Origin of the sequence: Burkholderia sp. BCC1999, from assembly GCF_905339975.1 — a bacterium.
In the GTDB taxonomy this organism is placed as follows: domain Bacteria; phylum Pseudomonadota; class Gammaproteobacteria; order Burkholderiales; family Burkholderiaceae; genus Burkholderia.
In genome coordinates, this window is the sequence record NZ_CAJPHP010000012.1 from 219769 (window position 1) to 240733 (window position 20965).

At 65.1% G+C, this 20965-nt stretch carries 18 protein-coding genes, 1 tRNA gene and 1 pseudogene; 7 read left to right on the forward strand and 13 right to left on the reverse strand.

Annotated elements, in window-relative coordinates; translation table 11 throughout:
* Nucleotides 1–7: 7 nt before the first annotated feature.
* Together U5809_RS19545 and U5809_RS19550 are read left to right on the forward strand one after the other, a co-directional pair.
* Complete coding sequence (locus tag U5809_RS19545; protein WP_282507360.1) at nucleotides 8–1222, forward strand: efflux RND transporter periplasmic adaptor subunit; 1215 nt, start codon at nucleotides 8–10, stop codon at nucleotides 1220–1222.
* A gap of 28 nt (nucleotides 1223–1250) precedes the next feature.
* On the forward strand, nucleotides 1251–2810 hold the full coding sequence (locus U5809_RS19550) for a DHA2 family efflux MFS transporter permease subunit (protein ID WP_322087759.1): 1560 nt from the start codon (nucleotides 1251–1253) through the stop codon (nucleotides 2808–2810).
* A gap of 99 nt (nucleotides 2811–2909) precedes the next feature.
* On the opposite strand, the gene truB is transcribed toward U5809_RS19550, so the two are convergent.
* The 9 genes from truB to U5809_RS19595 form a co-directional block, all read right to left on the reverse strand.
* On the reverse strand, nucleotides 2910–3842 hold the full coding sequence (truB, locus tag U5809_RS19555) for a tRNA pseudouridine(55) synthase TruB (RefSeq protein WP_322087760.1): 933 nt from the start codon (nucleotides 3840–3842) through the stop codon (nucleotides 2910–2912).
* A gap of 13 nt (nucleotides 3843–3855) precedes the next feature.
* Entirely contained in the window at nucleotides 3856–4254 is a 399-nt protein-coding gene (gene rbfA / locus U5809_RS19560; RefSeq protein ID WP_282507357.1) for a 30S ribosome-binding factor RbfA, read from the reverse strand.
* Between the two features lie 114 nt (nucleotides 4255–4368).
* Nucleotides 4369–7284, reverse strand: a complete 2916-nt coding sequence (gene infB, locus U5809_RS19565; protein WP_322087761.1) for a translation initiation factor IF-2 — start codon at nucleotides 7282–7284, stop codon at nucleotides 4369–4371.
* A 91-nt stretch (nucleotides 7285–7375) separates the two neighbouring features.
* A complete protein-coding gene (nusA, locus tag U5809_RS19570; RefSeq protein WP_322087762.1) occupies nucleotides 7376–8851 on the reverse strand; it encodes a transcription termination factor NusA in 1476 nt (491 codons plus the stop codon).
* Entirely contained in the window at nucleotides 8851–9309 is a 459-nt protein-coding gene (gene rimP, locus U5809_RS19575; RefSeq protein WP_011351796.1) for a ribosome maturation factor RimP, read from the reverse strand. The genes nusA and rimP overlap by 1 nt, the downstream gene beginning before the upstream one ends.
* A 458-nt stretch (nucleotides 9310–9767) precedes the next feature.
* Nucleotides 9768–11528: a 23S rRNA pseudouridine(2605) synthase RluB gene (gene rluB, locus U5809_RS19580; protein ID WP_322087763.1), complete on the reverse strand. Its 1761-nt coding sequence runs from the start codon at nucleotides 11526–11528 to the stop codon at nucleotides 9768–9770.
* Nucleotides 11529–11588: 60 nt separating this feature from the next.
* Nucleotides 11589–12626, reverse strand: a complete 1038-nt coding sequence (scpB, locus tag U5809_RS19585; RefSeq protein WP_322087764.1) for an SMC-Scp complex subunit ScpB — start codon at nucleotides 12624–12626, stop codon at nucleotides 11589–11591.
* A 272-nt stretch (nucleotides 12627–12898) separates the two neighbouring features.
* Nucleotides 12899–14101 carry a pyridoxal phosphate-dependent aminotransferase gene (locus tag U5809_RS19590; protein ID WP_322087765.1) on the reverse strand — a complete coding sequence of 401 codons (1203 nt, stop codon included), beginning with the start codon at nucleotides 14099–14101 and terminating at the stop codon, nucleotides 12899–12901.
* A 75-nt stretch (nucleotides 14102–14176) separates the two neighbouring features.
* Nucleotides 14177–15079 (reverse strand): LysR family transcriptional regulator, encoded by a 903-nt coding sequence (locus tag U5809_RS19595; protein WP_124454817.1) that lies wholly within the window; start codon nucleotides 15077–15079, stop codon nucleotides 14177–14179.
* Between the two features lie 431 nt (nucleotides 15080–15510).
* Between U5809_RS19595 and U5809_RS19600 the strand changes: the two are divergent.
* Together U5809_RS19600 and U5809_RS19605 are read left to right on the forward strand one after the other, a co-directional pair.
* A pseudogene (locus U5809_RS19600) lies at nucleotides 15511–15906 on the forward strand (transposase); the annotation flags it as partial.
* Between the two features lie 201 nt (nucleotides 15907–16107).
* Nucleotides 16108–16359, forward strand: coding sequence for a hypothetical protein (locus U5809_RS19605; RefSeq protein WP_322087766.1), 252 nt, complete (start codon nucleotides 16108–16110; stop codon nucleotides 16357–16359).
* 195 nt (nucleotides 16360–16554) lie between these two features.
* On the opposite strand, the gene U5809_RS19610 is transcribed toward U5809_RS19605, so the two are convergent.
* Complete coding sequence (locus tag U5809_RS19610; RefSeq protein ID WP_176051226.1) at nucleotides 16555–16872, reverse strand: hypothetical protein; 318 nt, start codon at nucleotides 16870–16872, stop codon at nucleotides 16555–16557.
* A 157-nt stretch (nucleotides 16873–17029) separates the two neighbouring features.
* Between U5809_RS19610 and U5809_RS19615 the strand changes: the two genes are divergently transcribed.
* From U5809_RS19615 to U5809_RS19625, 3 genes are all read left to right on the forward strand, one after another.
* On the forward strand, nucleotides 17030–17746 hold the full coding sequence (locus tag U5809_RS19615; protein ID WP_322087783.1) for a YdcF family protein: 717 nt from the start codon (nucleotides 17030–17032) through the stop codon (nucleotides 17744–17746).
* 221 nt (nucleotides 17747–17967) lie between these two features.
* A complete protein-coding gene (locus U5809_RS19620) occupies nucleotides 17968–18246 on the forward strand; it encodes a hypothetical protein (RefSeq protein WP_175844316.1) in 279 nt (92 codons plus the stop codon).
* 136 nt (nucleotides 18247–18382) lie between these two features.
* The gene (locus U5809_RS19625; protein ID WP_282507351.1) at nucleotides 18383–18640 is read left to right on the forward strand and encodes a DNA-binding protein; all 258 of its coding nucleotides are present in this window, start codon (nucleotides 18383–18385) and stop codon (nucleotides 18638–18640) included.
* A 42-nt stretch (nucleotides 18641–18682) separates the two neighbouring features.
* On the opposite strand, the gene U5809_RS19630 is transcribed toward U5809_RS19625, so the two are convergent.
* The 3 genes from U5809_RS19630 to U5809_RS19640 form a co-directional block, all read right to left on the reverse strand.
* Entirely contained in the window at nucleotides 18683–18973 is a 291-nt protein-coding gene (locus tag U5809_RS19630; RefSeq protein WP_322087784.1) for a putative quinol monooxygenase, read from the reverse strand.
* Between the two features lie 538 nt (nucleotides 18974–19511).
* Nucleotides 19512–20720, reverse strand: a complete 1209-nt coding sequence (bamC, locus tag U5809_RS19635) for an outer membrane protein assembly factor BamC (RefSeq protein ID WP_176051223.1) — start codon at nucleotides 20718–20720, stop codon at nucleotides 19512–19514.
* A gap of 141 nt (nucleotides 20721–20861) precedes the next feature.
* A tRNA-Pro gene (locus U5809_RS19640) sits at nucleotides 20862–20938 on the reverse strand.
* Nucleotides 20939–20965 lie beyond the last annotated feature (27 nt).

A 20965-nucleotide genomic window follows, 5' to 3' on the forward strand; every position in this document is an offset into this window, starting at 1 on the left:
AATCGCCATGAGCGACCAACAAAACGCCGCCAGCGCGCAGCCGCAGAACAACGGCAAGCGCAAACGAATGATGACGCTGCTCGTCGCGGTCATCGTGATCGCGGCCATCGCGTACGGCCTGTATTACTTCCTCGTCGCCCGCTTCCATGAAGGCACCGACGATGCTTACGTGAACGGCAACGTCGTGCAGATCACGCCGCAGGTCACCGGCACCGTGATTGCCGTGAAGGCGGACGATACGCAGACGGTCAAGTCCGGCGACCCGCTGGTCGTGCTCGACCCGGCCGATTCGCAGGTCGCGCTGCAGCAGGCGGAAGCGAATCTCGCGCAGACGGTGCGTCAGGTGCGCGGCCTGTTCGTCAACGACGACCAGTACCGCGCGCAGGTCGCGCTGCGCCAGTCCGACCTGTCGAAGGCCCAGGACGACCTGCGTCGTCGCATGGCCGTCGCGCAGACGGGCGCCGTGTCGCAGGAAGAAATCTCGCACGCACGCGACGCCGTGAAGGCCGCGCAGGCATCGGTCGACGCAGCGCAGCAGCAGCTCGCGTCGAATCGCGCGCTGACCGCGAACACGACGATCGCATCGCACCCGAACGTGATGGCCGCAGCCGCGAAGGTTCGCGACGCCTACCTCGCGAATGCACGTAACGTGCTGCCGGCGCCGGTCACCGGCTACGTCGCGAAGCGCTCGGTGCAGGTCGGCCAGCGCGTGTCGCCGGGCACGCCGCTGATGTCGGTGGTGCCGCTGAACGCCGTGTGGGTCGACGCGAACTTCAAGGAAGTCCAGCTGAAGCACATGCGCATCGGCCAGCCGGTCGAGATGACGGCCGACATCTACGGCTCGTCGGTCACCTACCACGGCAAGGTCATCGGCTTCTCGGCCGGTACGGGCTCGGCGTTCTCGCTGCTGCCGGCGCAGAATGCGACCGGCAACTGGATCAAGGTCGTGCAGCGCCTGCCGGTGCGGATCGAGCTCGACCCGAAGGATCTCGACAAGCATCCGCTGCGCATCGGCCTGTCGATGCAGGTCGACGTGGACATCAAGGACGAACGCGGCGACCAGCTCGTCAACGCGCCGAACACCGTCTACGAGACCAACGTGTTCGCGAAGTACGGCGACGAAGCCGATGCGGAAATCGCGCGCGTCATCGCCGAGAACGCAGGCGGCAACGCGTCGGCACCCGTCGCAGCGAAGCCGAACAGCGCCGCGAAAATGATGTAATCGTTCCGACTCCGGAAAGACAACCGACATGGCACAGGCTCCTGTCTCGTACCCGCCCTTGCAGGGCGGGAAACTTTTGCTCGGGACGATCGCGGTATCGCTCGCGGTGTTCATGAACGTGCTCGACACGTCCATCGCGAACGTCGCGATCCCGACCATCTCGGGCGATCTCGGCGTGTCGTCCGACCAGGGCACGTGGGTCATCACGTCGTTCGCGGTCGCGAACGCGATCTCGGTGCCGCTGACGGGCTGGCTGACCGATCGCTTCGGGCAGGTCCGCCTGTTCCTCGCGTCGATCATCCTGTTCGTCATCTCGTCGTGGATGTGCGGCCTCGCGCCGAGCCTGCCGTTCCTGCTCGCGTCGCGCGTGCTGCAGGGCGCGGTCGCCGGCCCGATGATTCCGCTGTCGCAATCGCTGCTGCTGTCGAGCTATCCACGTGCGAAGGCGCCGATGGCGCTTGCGCTGTGGTCGATGACGACGCTGATCGCGCCGGTCGCGGGCCCGATTCTCGGCGGCTGGATTTCGGACAACTACTCGTGGCCGTGGATCTTCTACGTGAACATCCCGGTCGGCATCGCCGCCGCGCTTGCCACGTGGTCGATCTATCGCACGCGTGAATCGACGGTGCGCCGCGCGCCGATCGACGGTGTCGGCCTGGCACTGCTCGTGCTGTGGGTCGGCTCGCTGCAGATCATGCTCGACAAGGGCAAGGATCTGGACTGGTTCTCGTCGACGACGATCATCGCGCTTGCGCTGATCGCAATCATCTCGTTCGCGTTCTTCGTGATCTGGGAACTGACCGCCGAGCACCCCGTCGTCGACCTGTCGCTGTTCCGCCGGCGCAACTTCACGGGTGGTACGGTCGCACTGGCAGTCGGTTACGGGCTCTATTTCGGCAACCTCGTGCTGCTGCCACTGTGGTTGCAGACCCAGATCGGCTACACGGCGACCGACGCCGGCCTCGTGATGGCACCGGTCGGGCTGTTCGCGATCCTGCTGTCGCCGTTGACCGGCAAGTTCCTGCCGCGCACCGATCCGCGCTACATCGCGACCGCCGCATTCCTGACGTTCGCACTGTGCTTCTGGATGCGCTCACGCTACACGACCGGTGTCGACGAATGGTCGCTGACGCTGCCGACGCTCGTACAGGGCATCGCGATGGCCGGCTTCTTCATCCCGCTCGTGTCGATCACGCTATCCGGCCTGCCCGGCCACCGCATTCCCGCGGCGTCCGGCCTGTCGAACTTCGTGCGGATCATGTGTGGCGGCATCGGCACGTCGATCTTCCAGACTGCGTGGGATCACCGTAACAACTTCCATCACGCGCAACTGGTCGAACAGACGAACGTGTACAACCCGACGTTCAACCAGGCCGTCACGCAGATGGGCAACCTCGGGCTGACGCAGGACCAGGCACACGGGCTGATCAACAACCTGGCTACCCAACAGGCCGCACAGCTCGGTGTCAACGATCTGTTCTACATCTCCGCGGCGATCTTCGTGTTGCTGATCGCGCTGATCTGGATCACCAAGCCCGAGCGCTCGGGCGGCGGCGATGCCGGGGCGGCCGCATCGGCGGCGCACTGAGCGCGATGCCGCAACGCTGCTGACGCATCAAACTAAAAAGCCCGGTCGATTCGACCGGGCTTTTTCTTGTGCCGACTGCGGCATATTCGCGCTGCTGCGTCAGGCCGCCGTCACAACGAGCCGTTCCGGTGCAAGTACGCCATTTGCCTTGCGCGCCACGCCGAGCAGCCGCGTGGCGTCATAGACGCGCACACGCTCGCCGTCGGCCGCATCGACCGGCCCGAGCTCCGACAGCGGCAGGCGCTGGCCGTGCAGGAACCGCTTCGCGGACGCGTCGTCGAGACGAACGAGCGGAAACGTCGACAACAACGCATCGACCGGCTGGAGCCATGCATCGCGCGCCGATTCGGCTGCATCCGACAACGCATCGAGCGTCACCGCATGTTCGAGCGTCAGCGCGCCGACGCCCGTGCGACGCAGCATCGTCAGATGCGCGCCGCAACCGAGCGCCTCGCCGATGTCTTCCGCGAGCGTACGCACGTACGTGCCCTTGCTGCAGGTCACGCGAAACGTCACGTCGGGCAACTCGCAAGCGAGTAGCTCGAGCAGATGAATCGTCACGTTACGGCCTTCCCGCTCGACAGTCTGGCCCGCACGCGCGTATTCGTACAGCGGCTTGCCATCACGCTTGAGCGCCGAATACATCGGCGGCACCTGCACAATCTCGCCGGTGAAGCGCACGAGCGCGGCGTCCACCGCGGCCCGGTCGCATTCGACGGGCCGTGTGTCGATCACGTCGCCTTCCGCATCGCCGGTGGCCGTACGCTGGCCAAGACGCATCGTCGCTTCGTAGGTCTTGTCAGCCTCGAGCAAATCCTGAGAAAACTTGGTCGCCTCGCCGAAACACAGCGGCAGCAGGCCAGAAGCCAGTGGATCAAGCGTACCGGTGTGACCGGCTTTCTTCGCGAGGAGCAGGCGCTTCGCGCGAATCAGCGCATCGTTGCTCGACAGGCCGACCGGCTTGTCGAGCAGGAGGACGCCGTCCAGGACGCGCCGGGGCACGCGCGGACGTTGGGGTGCTGCAGTCGTCATAGGCCGGTCGAGCTCAGTCGTCCTTGGAGGGCGCATCGGCCTCGTCGTCGTCCTTCGCGCGCGTCGAGTTCGCTTCCTTGATCAGGCGCGACATTTCGACGGCCTTCTCGATCGTCTGGTCGTAATGGAAATGCAGCGTCGGCACCGTATGAATGTGCAGGCGCTTGAACAGCAGGTTGTGCAGGTGACCCGACGCGTGGTTCAGCGCCTCCTGCGTCTTTTCCGGATCGCCCGTGAGCGCAGTGAAGTAGACCTTCGCGTGCGCATAGTCAGGCGTGAGTTCCACACTCTGGATGGTCACGATGCCGATACGCGGGTCTTTGACCTCGCGCATGATGAGTTCGGACAGATCGCGCTGAATCTGGTCGGCGATCTGAACGTTGCGATTGGGGGAAGTACGCTTCCTGGACATGATCGATCCGTGATCCGTTTATCAGGATAAAGCGGCAGCCATTGTCGGCACGCCACCATGAAAATGGGCGGGACAGGCCCAAGCCTGCCCCGCCCATGAGCCGATGCGCGACGATTACAGCGTACGCGCGACTTCGGTCACTTCGAAGACTTCGAACTGGTCGCCTTCGACGATGTCGTTGAAGTTCTTCACCGACATACCGCACTCGAAGCCTTGCTTCACTTCCTTCACGTCGTCCTTGAAACGCTTCAGCGATTCGAGTTCGCCCGTGAAGATCACGACGTTGTTGCGCAGCACGCGCACCGACGACGAGCGCTTGACGATACCGTCCGTCACCATACAGCCGGCGACTGCACCGATCTTCGGCACCTTGAAGACCTGGCGCACCTCGACCATGCCGGTGATGACTTCGCGCTTCTCCGGCGCCAGCATGCCCGACATCGCCGCCTTCACCTCATCCACTGCGTCATAGATGATGTTGTAGTAACGGATGTCGATGCCGTTCGACTCGGCCAGCTTGCGTGCCTGTGCATCCGCACGCGTGTTGAAGCCGATGATGACCGCCTTCGATGCCGTCGCGAGGTTGACGTCGTTTTCGCTGATGCCACCCACCGCGCTGTGCACGATCTGCACGCGCACTTCGTCGGTCGACAGCTTGAGCAGCGACTGCACGAGTGCTTCCTGCGAACCCTGCACGTCTGCCTTGATGATGAGCGGCAGGTTCTGCACTTCGCCTTCGCCCATCTGCTCGAGCATGCTTTCCAGCTTCGCGGCCTGCTGCTTCGCCAGCTTCACGTCGCGGAACTTGCCCTGACGGAACAGGGCGATTTCACGCGCCTTGCGCTCGTCCGGCAGCACGATCACTTCTTCGCCCGCGCCCGGCACTTCCGACAGACCCTGGATTTCGACCGGGATCGACGGGCCGGCTTCCTTCGCCGGCTTGCCGTTCTCGTCGAGCATCGCACGCACGCGGCCGTAGGCCGTACCCGCCAGCACGATGTCGCCGCGGTTCAGCGTACCGGACTGCACGAGGATCGTCGCGACCGGGCCTTTGCCCTTGTCGAGCTTCGCTTCGATCACGATGCCCTTGGCCGGTGCTTCGACCGGTGCCTTCAACTCCAGCACTTCGGCTTGCAGCAGCACGTTCTCGAGCAGATCGTCGATACCCGCGCCCGTCTTGGCCGACACCGGCACGAACGGCGAATCGCCACCGTACTCTTCCGGCACGACGCCTTCCGCGACCAGCTCCTGCTTGACGCGATCGAGGTTCGCGTCCGGCTTGTCGATCTTGTTGATCGCCACGACGATCGGCACACCGCCCGCCTTCGCGTGGGCGATGGCTTCCTTCGTCTGCGGCATCACGCCGTCGTCGGCTGCCACCACCAGCACCACGATGTCGGTCGCCTTCGCGCCGCGTGCGCGCATTGCCGTGAACGCTTCGTGACCCGGCGTATCGAGGAACGTGATGACGCCACGCGGCGTGTCGACGTGATAAGCGCCGATGTGCTGCGTAATGCCGCCCGCTTCGCCAGCGGCAACCTTCGCGCGGCGGATGTGGTCCAGCAGCGAGGTCTTGCCGTGGTCGACGTGACCCATGACCGTGACGACCGGCGGACGCGGCAGTTGCTCCGCATCGGTACCCGTTTCGCCTTCGACGAGCAGCGCTTCCGGATCGTCCAGCTTCGCGGCAACCGCGCGGTGGCCCAGTTCCTCGACGATGATCATCGCCGTTTCCTGGTCCAGCACCTGGTTGATCGTGACCATCTGGCCCATCTTCATCATCACCTTGATGACTTCGGAGGCCTTGATCGACATCTTGTGCGCGAGATCGGCAACCGACACGGTTTCCGGCACGTGCACTTCACGGATGATCGGTTCGGTCGGCGCCTGGAACGTCGAGCTGTCCTGGTGACGGCCGCGACCCTTCGGGCCGCCGCGCCAGCCGCGGTCGACGCCGCCGCTCGAATCGCCGCGCGTCTTGATGCCGCGGCGCTTCGATGCGTCGTCCTGCCAGCCGCCCTTGCCTGCGCCCGGCTTCTTGTTGCGGTCGCCCGCGCCTGCCGGCGCCTGCGTCGTTGCCGGGGTGGCAGCACCGGCCGGCTTCTTCACGGCCGGACGCGCCTGCGCGCCTTCCGGCTTCGCCGGCTTGTGCAGCGTACCCTTCGCTTCGGCTGGCTTCGGCGGCTCGACCGGCTTCGGCGGCTCGACTGCCTTGACCACGGCCTTGCGCGGCGTGTTCATCATTTCGCGGATCGCGCGTGCTTCGGCTTCTGCCGCCGCGCGACGCTTGCTGATCTCTTCCTGCTCGGCGCGTGCCTTGTCCGCCGCCTCGCGGGCTGCGTCCTCGGCCTTCTTCGCTGCTTCGCGCTGGGCCGCACGTTCGGCGGCCGCACGTGCCTCGTCCTGCGCGGACTGTGCGCTTGCCGTTTCCTGCTCGGCCGCGGCAGCCTGCTGCGCTGCCGCCTGCTGCTGTGCCACAGCGGCTTCGGCCGCGGCACGCTTCGCCGCTTCTTCCTCGGCACGACGACGCTCGGCTTCGGCCGCTTCCTCGCGGGCGCGGCGTTCGGCTTCGTCGCGCTCCAAGCGTTCCTGGCGCTCGCGCAGTTCCTGCGCCTGCTTCTCGAGCAGCTCGGCCTCGCGGCGCGCTTCTTCTTCGCGACGCTTCAGTTCCGCATCGTCGTCCGCTTCGGCGACCTGCGCCTGACCCTGTTCCGCACCCTCGCTCACGTCGTCGCGCTTGACGAACGTGCGCTTCTTGCGGACCTCGACCTGAATGGTGCGAGCCTTGCCCGTCGCGTCAGATTGCTTGATCTCCGACGTATGCTTGCGGGTCAGCGTGATCTTGCGCTTGTCGCCGTCGGTTGCGCCGTGCGACTTGCGCAAATGATCGAGCAGACGCGCCTTGTCCGTTTCGGACAGCGCATCGTCCTCACTCGCTTTCTGGACGCCCGCTGCCTGCAGCTGTTCGAGCAGCACACCAGCAGGCATTTTCAGTTCCGCGGCAAATTGGGCTACGTTGTTACTCGCCATTCATTCCTCTTAGTGCAAGGACCGATTCCTTGCGGTTAGCATCGGGTCAGGCCATACGGCCGCCATCAAATCAGTGCGCCATGGTCATTTCTCACTGGAACCAGTGTTCACGTGCTTTCATGATCAACGCCTTAGCGGCATCCTCTTCCATCCCGGTCATGTCGACCAGTTCATCCACAGCCAGCTCGGCGAGATCGTCCCGCGTCTGCACACCGTGTTCGGCCAGCTTCGCGAGCAGCTCCGGCGTGATGCCGTCGAGGCTCTTGAGATCCAGCGCTGCGTTCTCGACCTTTTCTTCGTTCGCGATGGCCATCGTCAACAGCGCGTCGCGTGCGCGGTTGCGCAGTTCGTGCACGGTGTCCTCGTCGAACGCTTCGATTTCGAGCATTTCGTTGAGCGGCACGTAGGCGATCTCTTCGAGGCTCGTGAAGCCTTCGTCGATCAGGATGTCGGCAACTTCTTCGTCGACGTCGAGACGCGCCATGAACAGTGCACGCAGCCGGTCGCGCTCTTCACCCTGCTTCAGGGCGGATTCGTCCGGCGTCATGATGTTGATCTGCCAGCCGGTCAGCTCACCGGCAAGGCGAACGTTCTGACCGCTGCGGCCGATCGCGACAGCCAGTTCGTTCTCGTCGACGACGACGTCCATCGAATGCTTTTCTTCATCGACGACGATCGACTGGACAGCTGCCGGCGCGAGCGCGCCGATCACGAACTGGGCGGGATCCTCCGACCATAGCACGATGTCGATGTTTTCGCCACCGAGCTCGTTGCGCACAGCCTGCACGCGCGAGCCGCGGATGCCGACGCAGGTGCCGATCGGATCGATCCGCTTGTCGTAGGCGATGACGCCGATCTTCGCGCGCACGCCCGGATCACGGGCAGCCGCCTTGATTTCGAGCAGGCCCTGCTCGATTTCCGGCACTTCCATCTCGAACAGCTTCATCAGGAATTCGGGCGCCGTACGCGACAGGTCGATCTGCGGGCCGCGCGCGGTACGGTCGACCTTCGCGATGTACGCACGCACACGGTCGCCCACGCGCAGGTTTTCCTTCGGGATCAGCTGATCGCGGCGCAGCAGCGCTTCGACACGGCCCGATTCGACGATGAAATTGCCTTTGTCGAGGCGCTTCACCGTGCCGGTCATGATCTTTTCGCCACGCTCGAGGTAGTCGTTCAGGATCTGCTCGCGCTCCGCGTCGCGCACCTTCTGCAGGATCACCTGCTTCGCAGCCTGCGCGCCGATGCGACCGAACTCGATCGACGGAACGGGTTCCTCGACATATTCGCCGACTTCGACGTCGGACTTCTGTTCACGCGCTTCGAACAGCAGGATCTCACGATCCGGCTCCTGCAAGCCTGCCTCGTCGGGCACGACGAGCCAGCGACGGAAGGTTTCGTGCTCGCCGCTTTCGCGATCGATATGGACGCGGATTTCGGCGCCTTCGTCGAACAGCTTCTTGGAAGCGGACGCGAGCGCAGCCTCGAGGGCGCCCAGCACCACATCCTTGTCGACGTTTTTCTCGCGCGCCAGCGCATCCACCAGCATCAACACTTCGCGACTCATTATTTGCGGCTCCTAAAGTCAACTTGCGGAATCAGGCGGGCTTTGTCGATATCGGCCAGCGTGAAATCCAGCATGGCTGCCTCGCCCTTCTTCCCCTCAAATTCCAAACCGATCGTTTCGCCATTCGGCGCGTGCAGAATGCCCCGGTACGTCTTGCGCCCGTCCAGCGGCTTTTTCAAGGTCACGGAGACTTCGCTGCCAGCGAAGCGCTCGAAGTCGGCCAGCTTCTTCAACGGGCGGTCGAGCCCCGGGGACGAGACTTCGAGCCGTTCGTAATCGATGTTTTCGACCGTCAAGACGTGCTGGAGCTGACGCGTGACCTTTTCGCAATCTTCGAGCGAGATGCCGGCAGGCTGATCGATATAGATGCAAAGCATGCCGCGCCCGGTGCGCTCGAGATCCACCAGCTCGTAGCCGAGCCCGGTGACCGTGGTTTCTATCAGTTCCGTCAGTTGCACTGTGTCCTCTCAGGTGTTCGCGCCCGCCGCTCGCGATTCACCCGCGGGCGCGCGCCTTAGCCGGCGCAGGAAGCGCTACCCGAGATGCCTAACCGTTTCAGCAAAAAAAAATGGGCGGAACGCCCATCTTCTTACTGGTGGTCGCACCTGAGCCGCACATTGAATCCGTACGCCCAGCGACTTCGCGATTATAGCGATTTTTGGCGCAAACGCCAAGCCAGCCGGTAAAAGCAGCGCGTCGCCCGCCTTTACCGACCCAAAAATGCGAAATCGGGTTATCCGATCAGCCGGCACCATCCTGCCAGGCCGGAAATCGGTCATGCCGGCTGCGACGCAGCGGCACGCGACATATATATAGTCGAAAGCGATCAGCGCAATAGGCCGTGCCGGCAAGATCGGTGGGATGCCGATCTGGCGGGCACGCCGGCGGCTTTGCGCCGCCGTGCGCCGATACGCTTTTAGCGGCTGCGCGTACGGCTACGCTGCGGACGCTGGCCGCCGCGCGGACCGCCGCCGTTGCCGGTGCCTTCAGCCCGATTGCCGTTCGGATTGCGATTGCCGCCACCCTTGCTGCCACCGCGCTTGCCGCCCGCGCCTTCGCGCTTCGGGCCTGCGCCGTACGATGCGCGATTGCCGTCGACATCACGGCCGCCGCCTGCGCGGTTGCCGTCGCGGCCGCCCGCACCCCGGTTGCCATCGCGACCACCGCCGGTCCGGTTACCGTAGCCCGACGGCGAAACCGGCAGGCTGCCGTAGCCGCTCAGGCCCGGCAGGCCCGGCAGGCCCGGCGCGCCGCGCCGGCCGCCACCGCGACGCGGCTGGTCGAGCTGCCCGTGCGTCGTCAGCACCGGCTCACGGCTGATGAAACCCATCGACGTCTCCATCGGATCGGGCTGGCGGCGCTCGACCGGACCCGCACCGCCGCGCTTGCCCTTCTCCTCGGTCGGCGCCTTCAGGCCGACGGTCGCCATCAGCTTGCGCACTTGCGCGTCGTCGAGCTCTTCCCAGCGACCGCGCTTCAGGCCGCGCGGCAGCGGGATCGGGCCGTGACGCGTACGAATCAGGCGGCTCACCATCAGGCCTACCGCCTCGAACATCCGGCGCACTTCGCGGTTGCGGCCTTCGGCCAGCGCGACGTGATACCAGTGGTTCGTCCCTTCGCCGCCGCCATCGCGGATACGCAGGAAATTCGCCGGGCCGTCATCGAGCTCGACGCCGTGCAGCAGCTTCTGCCGCATCCCTTCGGGCAGCTCACCGACGACGCGCACCGCATACTCACGCTCGACACTGTAGCGCGGGTGCATGAAGCGGTTCGCGAGGTCACCCGAAGTCGTCAGCATCAGCAGACCTTCGGTATTGAAGTCGAGGCGGCCGACCGCAAGCCATTTCGCCGTCTTCATCGGCGGCAGGCGATCGAACACCGACGGACGGCCTTCCGGATCCGCGTGGCTGACGATCTCGCCCGTCGGCTTGTGGTACAGCAGCACGCGCGGCGGCTTGTTCGGCAGCTTGCGCTTGACCGGCTTGCCGTTGATCCGCACCTGGTCGGTCGGCATGATGCGCTGGCCGATGTGCGCCGGCTCGCCGTTCACCGACACGCGACCGGCAACGATCAATTCTTCCATTTCGCGGCGCGAGCCCATGCCCGCCTCCGCCAGCACCTTGTGAAGCTTCGGCGCGTCGTCGTCGGGCGACAGCACGCGCTTGTTCGCCGGCTGGCTGCGGCCGCGGCGCAGCATCGGCGCACGCACGCCACTGCCGCCCGCGGAGTTGTCCGCGTCGAATGCAGGGGACGTCACGTACGCGAACAGCTCGTCCTGGGACGCATCGCCTTCCGCCTTCACCGGGACGCCTTCAGCCTTCGGCGCACCGCGTCGGCCCTGACCGCCCTGGCCAGCCTTGGCCGCACCTTCGCGCTTGGCGGCCGGCTTGCGGCCACCCTTGGCAGCGCCTTCCTTGTTGCGCGGCGCACGCGCCGGCTGCGCTTCGGCAGCCTCGGCCGGCGGCGCATCCGCGCCTTCAGCGCCCGGCTGCTCTCCTTCGGCGCCCTTCGACTTGGCTGCCGCGCGACGCCGCGCGATCAGGCTGCGCGGGCCGCGCCGCAAACCGCGGCGGGGACGCTCGTCGCCACCGGCCGAAGCGTCCTGCTCCGGCGCATCGTCGGCGCGCGCTGCCTGCACGGCAGGCGCGGACGATTCAATATCGTGGATATCTGTCAAAACAACCTCAAAATGTCAGGTCTCGCGCCCGGCGCGGGCGCGGCAAGATGTTGGCCGCGATCAGGCGCGACGCTGTTCAGGTTCTGCTTCGTCGTCCGGCAACGCGTCGGCGCCGATGGGCGCGCTGGCGCTTCGTACGGCATCCGCGAGACTGTCGGACGTGTCGTCCAGCATCTCGTCGTCCGCGGGACGGGAACGGGACGCGTTGGCCTGCTCAGCCTCGCCGGGCATGACGCCGGCCGCTTCCGCTCCGTCTCCGGCAGCCGCTTCGGCGGCCGGCTTGCGATCTTCCTCGCTCCAATCCGCGCGCAGCGGCTCGGGCTGCACACCGGTCGGCACTGCTTCGGCGCCAACCTGATCCATTTGTTCCGCATGCCCGCGATCAGCCTCGAGCGTATCGCGACCCGGAATTTCCTGCGTCGACGCGACGTCGGCCACGGGATCACCCGGCAATTCGGCCGACTGACCGACCGATGCCTCACCCGCCAGCGCCTGCGGCAGATCGCCCGCTGCGTCGTCGGCAACCGGCACGCCGTCGTCGAAATCCATGGCCTGCTGCGCAAGCAGCGCGGCCTCGATGTTCGCGGCCGGCTCTTCGAGCGCTGGCAGGTCGTCGAGCGCCTTCAGGCCGAGATCGTCGAGAAACTGCTTGGTCGTCGCATACAGCGCCGGGCGGCCCGGCACGTCACGATGGCCGATCACCTCGATCCAGCCGCGATCCTCGAGTTGCTTGACCACCTGCGTATTGACCGTGACGCCGCGAATCTCTTCGATGTCGCCGCGCGTGACGGGTTGCCGGTACGCGATGATCGCGAGCGTTTCGAGCACCGCGCGCGAATACTTCGGCGGTTTCTCGGGATGCAGGCGATCCAGATAATGACGCATCGCCGGCTTGCTCTGAAAGCGCCATCCGGTCGCCAGCGCCACCAGTTCGACGCCGCGTCCGGACCAATCCTGTTTCAGATCTTCGAGCAACGTGCGGACCGTGTCAGCCGACACGCCGTCGGCAAAGAGCTTGCGCAAATCGCCGAGCTTCAGCGGTTCCTGCGCGCAGATCAAAGCAGTCTCGAGGACGATCTTCGCCTCTTGGGTATTCATGCAGCTAGGCCAGACCCTGTGGTCAAACGAACCGGATCAACAAACAGACGAAAGGAACGGAAGACGCGCTCGCCCGATTCTGATCGGTCATATTGATGGGAGCACGAACCGGGGGCGGCGAACCAACTTCAGGCCAGGCCCAAACCGGACGGAACAGCACGGCTCAACGACGGAACCGCGTGACTGAGCGCCATATTACGCAAAATTGCCCGGTGCGTAAAGATGAGCCGAGCGGGTCGCCGCCCGTGCGGCCCGCGCACTCCGGCCCCGCTTCAGCGGGCGGCCGACCCGCGCGCCAGGAACCTGCGCAGCCGCTCGACGCCCGCATCGAGTCGGGCCGGATCGCACGCGTAGCACCACCGTACGAATCCCTCGCCCTCCGGGCCGAACGCACGTCCCGGCGCCAAGCCGATGCCCGCCTCGCGCACCAGCATCTTGCAGAACGCCAGACTGTCGGCCGCGCCGGGCAGACGCAGGAACAGGTACATCGCACCCGGTGGAGGCTGCACCTCGACATCCGGCAACGTCCGCAGCGCGGCGACCAGGTGATCGCGCGCGTCGCGCAGCGACGCGACGAACGACCGCACGAACGGTTCGCCGTCGCGCAGCGCGACCTCTCCCGCGGCCTGCACGAAGCCTGGCGCGCACGACGTGTTGTATTCGACGAGCTTCGACAGGTCGTCCGTCACCGATGCCGGTGCGACGAGCCATCCGAGCCGCCAGCCCGTCATCGCCCACGCCTTCGAGAACGAATTCACGACGACGACCCGCTCGTCGCGCGTGGCGATATCGAGAAACGACGACGCGCCGCCCGCATCGAACGCGAGCCGTTCGTACACTTCATCGGCAACCAGCCAGATGCCGTGGCGGCGGCAATGGGCAAGCACGGCCTGCTGGTCGTCGCGCGACATCGTCCAGCCGGTCGGGTTGTTCGGCGAATTGATCAGGAGCATTCGCGTGTCAGGCGTCAGCGCAGCGAGCAGTCGCCCGACATCGAGCCGCCAGCCCGCGTCGCCATAGCCGAGCGGCACGCATTCGACGTGCGCGCCGAGGATCTTGGGAATTTCGACGAGATTCGGCCACAGCGGCGTGACCGCGACGACGCGATCCCCCGGACCGACCAGCATCTGTGCGGCCAGCATCAGCGCGCTCACACCGGAACTCGTCACGGCTACCGTGTCGGCCGCCGTCGCGCCATGGCGCGCGCTGACGTAGGCCGCGATCGCCGCGCGCAGCGGCGCGATGCCGAGGTTGTGCGTGTAGAAGGTCGCGCCGTCGCGCAGCGACGCCGCAGCGGCGTCGCGGATGAAATCCGGCGTTACGCGATCGGATTCGCCGAACCAGAACGGGAGCACGTCGGGCACGCCGAGGCCGGCGTTCGCCACTTCCCGGATCAGCGATGGACGCAACGCATGCACCGCGGCGCGCGCCGCCGGCCCGCCGGTCACCGGCAGGAAATCATCGGAATGCACCATCGAGAACCACCGCCGAGGAACACGATCCGCGTAGTGTACCGGCCCGCAAGCGCGGCCGGTGCAAGTCGGCGCACGTCAGTCGAGGTCCTCCGCCCGCGCCGGCATTTGCCGCACGAGTTCCCAGATCGCCTGCGCCGCGGGCGACAACGACCGGTCGCGGCGGCGCACCAGCTCGACCGTCCGCTCGGTGCGCGGCGTGAGCGGCCGCGCGACCAGCGTCGAACCGGCCGGGAGCGGCAGCGACAGCCACGGCTGCACGCTCACGCCAACGCCCGCCTCGACCAGCCCGAACACCGTCGCCGAATGCCCGAGCTCCTGCATGACCGTCGCATTGACGTGATGGGCGGCCAGCGCGGCATCGATCAGCGGCCGGCTGCCCGATGCATGATCGAGCAACACGAGGCGCTCACCGTCCAGCGCCGTCCACGGCACCTCGGCCCGCGCCGCGAGCGGATGGTCGGCACGCGCGACGAGACAGAACGAATCGGTCATCAACGGCTCGCACACGAGATCGGCGACCGTCAGCGGCCCGATCACGACACCAAAGTCGACTTCGCTCGACTTCACCTTGCGCAAGACGTCGCTCTGCACGTCGTCGCGAAGACCCAGCGTGACGAATGGGAACTGGCGCTCGCACGACGCGACCACACGCGGCATCAGCCGGCAGGCGATCGTCGGGCTTGCCGCGACGATCACACGCCCGCGGCGCTGCTCGCCAATCTCGCGAATCTCGCGCAGCGTGTCGTCGAGATCGTCGATCAGGCGCGACACGCTCGCGATCAGGTTCGCGCCGACGTCGGTCAGTTGAACGTCGCGCGTCGTGCGGTCGATCAGCTTCAGCCCGAGCTCGGCCTCGAGTTCGCGCACGCAGCGGCTGACCGCGGACTGCGTGAGCCCGATCTCGTCGCCCGCGCGACTGAAGCTCCTGAGCCGCGCGACCTCGATGAATACGCGAAGCTGGCGCAGCGTGACGTTCATCTCCTGACCTCATCAATCGTCGATATCGATGCGCGATTTTAATGCGCGAATCCGGCCTCGATGTGCGAATCCGGCACCCGCCGCGAATGTTTCGCTGCGGTGCAATACATCGCCAAACGCACGTGGTGCGGGCGAACTGCACAAGATTGGTGATTGTCCCGATTTGCTGGCGGGTTATTTTGGCGTCTTATACGCCCCTAGCTGACTTAGCCGTTAGCTCGCTGCCAAGCGGCTCTCGAGGGATTCACCTCCGACATGGCACGCTTCGTGCATTACCTGGCGCACAGGGCGCAGGTTTCGTCGGACGGAAGAGCAGAAACGCCGCTGCCGGCCAACCGGACGCCCCCACCTGGCACTCGACGATCGAGTGCTTGAAGAGTGCGCGGCGCAGGGCAGCGCACCGGAGTTAGCTTCGCTGAGGTGAGGACATGATGCTGTTCGACGATTTGAGAGATAACGAGTGGGCGCTGGTCGAGGGTCTGTTTTGCTCGGAACCCGCACGGAGTGAACGGCGCGGCCGTCCCCGCGTGGAAGCCCGCTCGGTGGTCAACGCCGTGCTGTGGGTGCTGTCGACGGGTGAAGGCTGGTCGAAGCTGCCGGGCCGCTACCCGTCGCCGCCGACCTGCCGCCGTCGCTTCGACGAATGGCAGGCGGACGGCACGCTCGCCGAAATCGTGAAGCGACTCGGCACGAGCGGCCGGCAGATCTCGTTGCGCGGGCGCATCGGCGCAAGCGCCGCGAAGCCGCCCGCACCGCCGAGCCGCGACCGGTTGCGCGGCGCCTTCTGGACCAACCCCGAATCCTGGCGCGCACCCGTCAAGATGGCGTAACGTATGCTCGATCGGGCGGCTTCGGCCGCCCGGTTTCTTTCTGCGACGCGACCTTTTCGCGGCGCCTGCATTGCCGTCGATTACCGTTGTCGTGCCGAGATACATCTATTTACCAATATTTACAGCAAGCCTGCACTCCCGCGCTTACCTTAGCGACATATCAACAGGCCGCGTCGACGGCTTGAAGGGAGCCCCGCCATGAAACCAATGTCACTGCTCGTTGCATGCGGCATTGTCATTTCACTGGCACTGACCGCTCCAGCCCATGCCGACGATCGCACGAAACCGCCTCATCGCCAGCAGGATCACCGGAATACCCTCCGCCAGCCGCAGTCCGCCAACGCGTCCGGCCGGCAGACCGTACCGCGCGGCGACCTGCGCGGCGACATTGCGAGCAACGCGCGGGCGCGCATCGGCTCGCAGCCGACCGACGTGCCGCGTCATCCGTAGTCCTGCCGATTTTAGGAATTCGCCAAAGAAAATGACCGCTTTCGGGAACTGCGCCGCAAGCGACGAGTCACATCGTTGCCATGAGCACAGCGTGGCAACAGCAAAAGTATCCGGTACGCCCGTATCCTCGTGATACGGGCTTTTTTTTGGCATGACCGGCCCGCGCGGCGACGCACGAGCCGGAATGATCCGCCGCTACAGGCGGCTTTCGAGAATCGCCACGGCGCTCGCTTCGCTTAACGCGTAGTCGTCCATGCGGCGATCGGTCCAGGAAAGTAATTTCTCGTCATGCTCGAGGCGCGAGAATTCGGCTCGACCGCTGTCGGTCAGCACGGCGATGTCGACCGGAGCGTGGAAGCCCGGCGCGGGGGCAACGGTCTTCTGCCTGACCGTGTCCATCAGCCCGAGCGAACGGAGATACTCGAACACGCCCGGGCGGCGTGCCCACGGTACCTGGCGGTACTGCACTCGTCTCAATGCGTCGAGCACCGCTTCGTTGGAATACGTGGCCATCTCGATTCTTTCTTAAAGTGCAGCGACAATGCGAAGCGGCGCGCCGGGCGGGGTCTCCGCCCGCCGATACCGCCACCGATTCTGGAGGCCGACGTTCGGCGTCGCGTCAGGGCCGGATGGTCAGCCGTCCATAAAAAGACACCATACCCCAATCAAATTGATTCTGTTCGATTCATTTGTACTTCTCTTCATCTGTTTCATGCTCTGCCGCAAGCGGCGGAGAATCATCTCGATCGCCGCCGCTGCGCTGTTCTGGCTGCTCGCGACGGGCTGGCTCGCCGCGCCGCTGATCGCCTGGACCGAGGCTGGCGTCACGCCGGTCGAGCACCCGGACATGCACGGGCGGACCACGCTGATTCTCATCGGCGCCGGCACGCGTCGCACCGACCGCGGGCTGCGCCCGCCACCCGACGGCGCCGCGCGCATCCACAAGACCGCGGCGCTCTACCGCACGTGCCGGCAGCAGGCCGAACGCTGCACCGTCGTGATGTCGGGCGGCGACCCGCAGCATCACGGCGAAACCGAAGCAGCCGTATACGGGCGCCAACTCGTCGCGCAAGGCGTTGCTCCTGCCGACCTCATTCTCGAACCGGACAGCCGCACGACCTACGAAAACGCGAAATTCACTGCGTCTATACTACGCTCACAGTATGACGACGCGCGCATTCTCGTCACCTCGTCTTACCAGATGCGCCGCGCGCTGCTCGATTTCCGCCGTTTCGGCATCGATCCGCAGCCCGTTTATGCGAATCGCCGGCTTGCCCAAACAGGCTGGCTGCCGCGCTGGCGCAATGTGGCCAATGCCGAGCAGGCACTGCACGAACTGGTCGGCATCGCGCAATTCCACGTGTACCGGTGGCTCGGCTGGTTTTGAAAATTGCGGGAAAACGGGCGCGGAAATGGCGATTCCGCCCAGGATGGCATGCGCATGACGAAGTATGCGAAGTGTTGCGCGACTTCAACGGGGCCTTGCGTAGCGCCGCGATCCGATGCACATTGATCCGTCACTTTTGTTAAACTCGACACGCACTCGATTGCAGTCGCCAGACAAAACGGCAACACTCGGGTTCATCACCACTTAGCGGAGGTAAAGCAATGAAGAAGACGTCCCTGGCTATCCTGGTAGCGATGTCGGCGCTGACTGGCGCAGCGTATGCGCAAGAGAGCACGCAGATCCAGACCATCACCGATCCGGCCAAGATCGCCGAGATCGAGCAGCGCGCACAAGCGCTGCAGCAGCAGCAAGCGGCTGAAGCCGCTCAGCCGGCGATGCAGGAAGAGCATCACCACGGCAAGAAGGCTGCTCATCACAAGGCAGCAGCGAAGAAGGCCGGCAAGAAGGCGGCCAAGGCTGCAGACGCTGCCAGCCAGTAAGTTCGGCGGCACCGCACAAGCGAAAAGCCGAATCCGGGCAACCGGGTTCGGCTTTTTTGGTTGCGGCGCCTGCGCGCTGTGCTAAAGTCGCGCACCGAAATTTTCCACCCGTGCGCACCCCGGTGCGGAGGACAGCATGAGCAACATTCAACTCGACATCGAGTGGACCGAAGCCGCCACTCGCCAGATCAAGCAACTGATGCCCCGCGGCTCAGCCGACGCATTCCTCGCGCTGCCGCCGATCGAGTGCCTGCCGATGGAGGGCGACGTGCTGTTTCTCGGCCCGCAAGGCAAGCAGGCGCCGTTCATCGTGGCCGAGCGCCAGTATCACCATGACGGCGACGCCGACTGGACGATCATCCTGATCCTCGACGTCCCCGGCACGTCGCACTGACGCACCGCTGCGACCGGATACGTCCGGTCGCCCCTACCCGGCTCAGACGAGCTTCGACAGCACGCGGATTTCGGAACTTTCGATCCAGTCCGCGGCCGCTTCCCGATAAGCGAGAATGTGCGCGGAACGCGCATGGGCAGCCAATGCCTCCTCGCTCTCCCAACGCTCGACGAATACGAATCGCGCAGGCTCCTTCAGATCCCGGTGCAGGTCGTACTGCAATGCGCCGGCTTCGTTGCGGGTCGGCCCGACGATCCCTTCGAGCGCGGTGCGCAGTTTTTCCTCGGTACCCGGCTTCGCCACGATCAGCGCCACAACTGCAATTTCCGCCATTCCCGACTCCTTCATCGATAAAAGTCCGAGAATACGCGAATCACACGTCGCGCATCGGCCACGCCGATGCGACACGAACCGACGGCCCCAAAAAAAAATAGCCCGCGCTTCAGAGAAGCGCGGGCGAAACCGTCGCCCTACGAGGATAGGCGACGGGGCCATCGAGATCCGCACGCTAGCGCGGATCGTCATCGGTTGCACCGGCGCATGTCGCGCCGGCATTCGAAGACGCCGATACCGATGATCCGGCGCTCGCGGCGCCCGTCCGGCATCTGACGTCATCCTCCCTGTTTCAACAATTCCAACATATAAAGCAGGTTGCATGCCAGCCTCCGCACGCCGATCATCTCGTTGATTTAAAAGGATATTTTTTGATGTCCGAGACAATGTGACACGTGTTCTGCCGCCGTAACGCGCGGATGTTACGTAACGTCACCAGGAGGGACCGACCCGCTCGCACATACGACAGCGGAGCAAGCAGCCATGAAAAAAGCCCGCCGAATGGCGGGCTTTTCGGTGATACAGGAAGGTACCGCGATCAGCGCAGCTGATTCACGAGCAGCCCCATGATCTGGCGGGCCGCCGACGTCGTGTCGATCGCCCCCGCATCGTCGACGATCGCAACGCGCGTCTGGTCGGCCGTGACCGCCTTCACGTTGACGCGGTACTGCTTCGCCTGCTTTTCCTTCTTGCCGTGGAACAACTGGCTCCAGAAGCCTTGCTCGGCCGAGGTCAGATCCTTCGGATCGACGTAGCGCACGAAATACAGCCCCTTCGTGCGATCGCGATCGTCGACCGTGAAGTTCGCGCGATCGAGCGCGAGGCCGACGTGCAGCCACGACCGATCGTACGGCTCGCCGAGCGTGACTTCGGACGGCACAGCCGCGTCGGCCGCGTCGTTGCCTTGTGCCGACGTGCGCGTGACGTTCTGCGCGGCGACCGCCGCGGCAGCCTTCGACGATGCGTCGGCGTCGGCCTTCTTCTCCGCCGGTACCGTGTTGTCCTTGATGTTCGCGATCGGCGGTTCGCCGTTCTTCGCGCGCTGCGCATTCTGCGCGAGCACGGCCATCAACCGCTTCAGGTATTCAGTCTCGAGCGCCGGATCGTTCGGCTTCGGCTCCCACTTGCTCGAATCGTTGTTCGCACCCGTGATCGCCTCGCGCATGCCCTTCTGGCTGATGAACACGTAGGTGCCGCCGTTCGGCGCCGAATCGAGGCGCGTGCGGTACTTGTTGCGTTCGGCCGTCACGTACGAGTTGCCCATCGCCTTCGAGATCACGCTGCGGATCAGGCCGTCGTTGATTTGCGGGTGGGTTTCGTTCCAGTCGGTTTCCATCACGCCCTTGTCGCGCTGGTCGACCACGAGCAGGAAGCCCTGCTCCTGCCAGAACCGGCGGACCTGCGGCCAGATGTCGGCCGGCTGCTTGGCGTCGATCACGAGCCAGCTCTCGGTGCCGTCGCGCTGGATATGCATGCCGGTCACGGTCGGCGCGACGGTGTCCAGCGCAGGCGCTGCCTGCTGGACTTGCTGAAGCGCAGACAGGGAAGTCGCGCCGCCCTGGGGCGGCAGCGAACGCTGATCGGCCGTCTCGTCGAGCATGTTGGGCGGCACTGCGAGCGACGCTTCCTTCGATTTCGAATCGCTCTTGTAGTCCACTTTCGTGGGCGACGACGTACCGCAACCGGCGACGAGCGCGCCGGTGGCGAGCACTGCAGCGAACCGCATGGTAAGACGAAGATCAGTCATGTTCGGGGAATCCTCTTCCGCTAAATCACGGCGCTTTCCGTGGATCAACCTTGCATTTTACCGGGGCCGCGCCGCGATGTGCAAAAAAGCGACGGGCAAGAAAAAACCCGCGCCAGCCTGTGCTGACGCGGGTTCTTTGTCTGGTCGGGGCGAGAGGATTTGAACCTCCGACCACCTGCACCCCATGCAGGTACGCTACCAGGCTGCGCTACGCCCCGAAAGAAGAAAAGTATAACAGACACTGT

What these genes read in the sequence shown, in the direction of transcription:
- U5809_RS19595 (WP_124454817.1), bottom strand. Translation starts at nt 15,079, where the DNA reads ATGAACGTCACGCTGCGCCAGCTTCGCGTATTCATCGAGGTCGCGCGG.
- U5809_RS19545 (WP_282507360.1), top strand. Translation starts at nt 8, where the DNA reads ATGAGCGACCAACAAAACGCCGCCAGCGCGCAGCCGCAGAACAACGGC.
- U5809_RS19590 (WP_322087765.1), bottom strand. Translation starts at nt 14,101, where the DNA reads ATGGTGCATTCCGATGATTTCCTGCCGGTGACCGGCGGGCCGGCGGCG.
- bamC (WP_176051223.1), bottom strand. Translation starts at nt 20,720, where the DNA reads ATGACTGATCTTCGTCTTACCATGCGGTTCGCTGCAGTGCTCGCCACC.
- U5809_RS19605 (WP_322087766.1), top strand. Translation starts at nt 16,108, where the DNA reads ATGAAACCAATGTCACTGCTCGTTGCATGCGGCATTGTCATTTCACTG.
- infB (WP_322087761.1), bottom strand. Translation starts at nt 7,284, where the DNA reads ATGGCGAGTAACAACGTAGCCCAATTTGCCGCGGAACTGAAAATGCCT.
- nusA (WP_322087762.1), bottom strand. Translation starts at nt 8,851, where the DNA reads ATGAGTCGCGAAGTGTTGATGCTGGTGGATGCGCTGGCGCGCGAGAAA.
- U5809_RS19550 (WP_322087759.1), top strand. Translation starts at nt 1,251, where the DNA reads ATGGCACAGGCTCCTGTCTCGTACCCGCCCTTGCAGGGCGGGAAACTT.
- U5809_RS19610 (WP_176051226.1), bottom strand. Translation starts at nt 16,872, where the DNA reads ATGGCCACGTATTCCAACGAAGCGGTGCTCGACGCATTGAGACGAGTG.
- U5809_RS19625 (WP_282507351.1), top strand. Translation starts at nt 18,383, where the DNA reads ATGAGCAACATTCAACTCGACATCGAGTGGACCGAAGCCGCCACTCGC.
- U5809_RS19620 (WP_175844316.1), top strand. Translation starts at nt 17,968, where the DNA reads ATGAAGAAGACGTCCCTGGCTATCCTGGTAGCGATGTCGGCGCTGACT.
- rbfA (WP_282507357.1), bottom strand. Translation starts at nt 4,254, where the DNA reads ATGTCCAGGAAGCGTACTTCCCCCAATCGCAACGTTCAGATCGCCGAC.
- U5809_RS19630 (WP_322087784.1), bottom strand. Translation starts at nt 18,973, where the DNA reads ATGGCGGAAATTGCAGTTGTGGCGCTGATCGTGGCGAAGCCGGGTACC.
- scpB (WP_322087764.1), bottom strand. Translation starts at nt 12,626, where the DNA reads ATGAATACCCAAGAGGCGAAGATCGTCCTCGAGACTGCTTTGATCTGC.
- truB (WP_322087760.1), bottom strand. Translation starts at nt 3,842, where the DNA reads ATGACGACTGCAGCACCCCAACGTCCGCGCGTGCCCCGGCGCGTCCTG.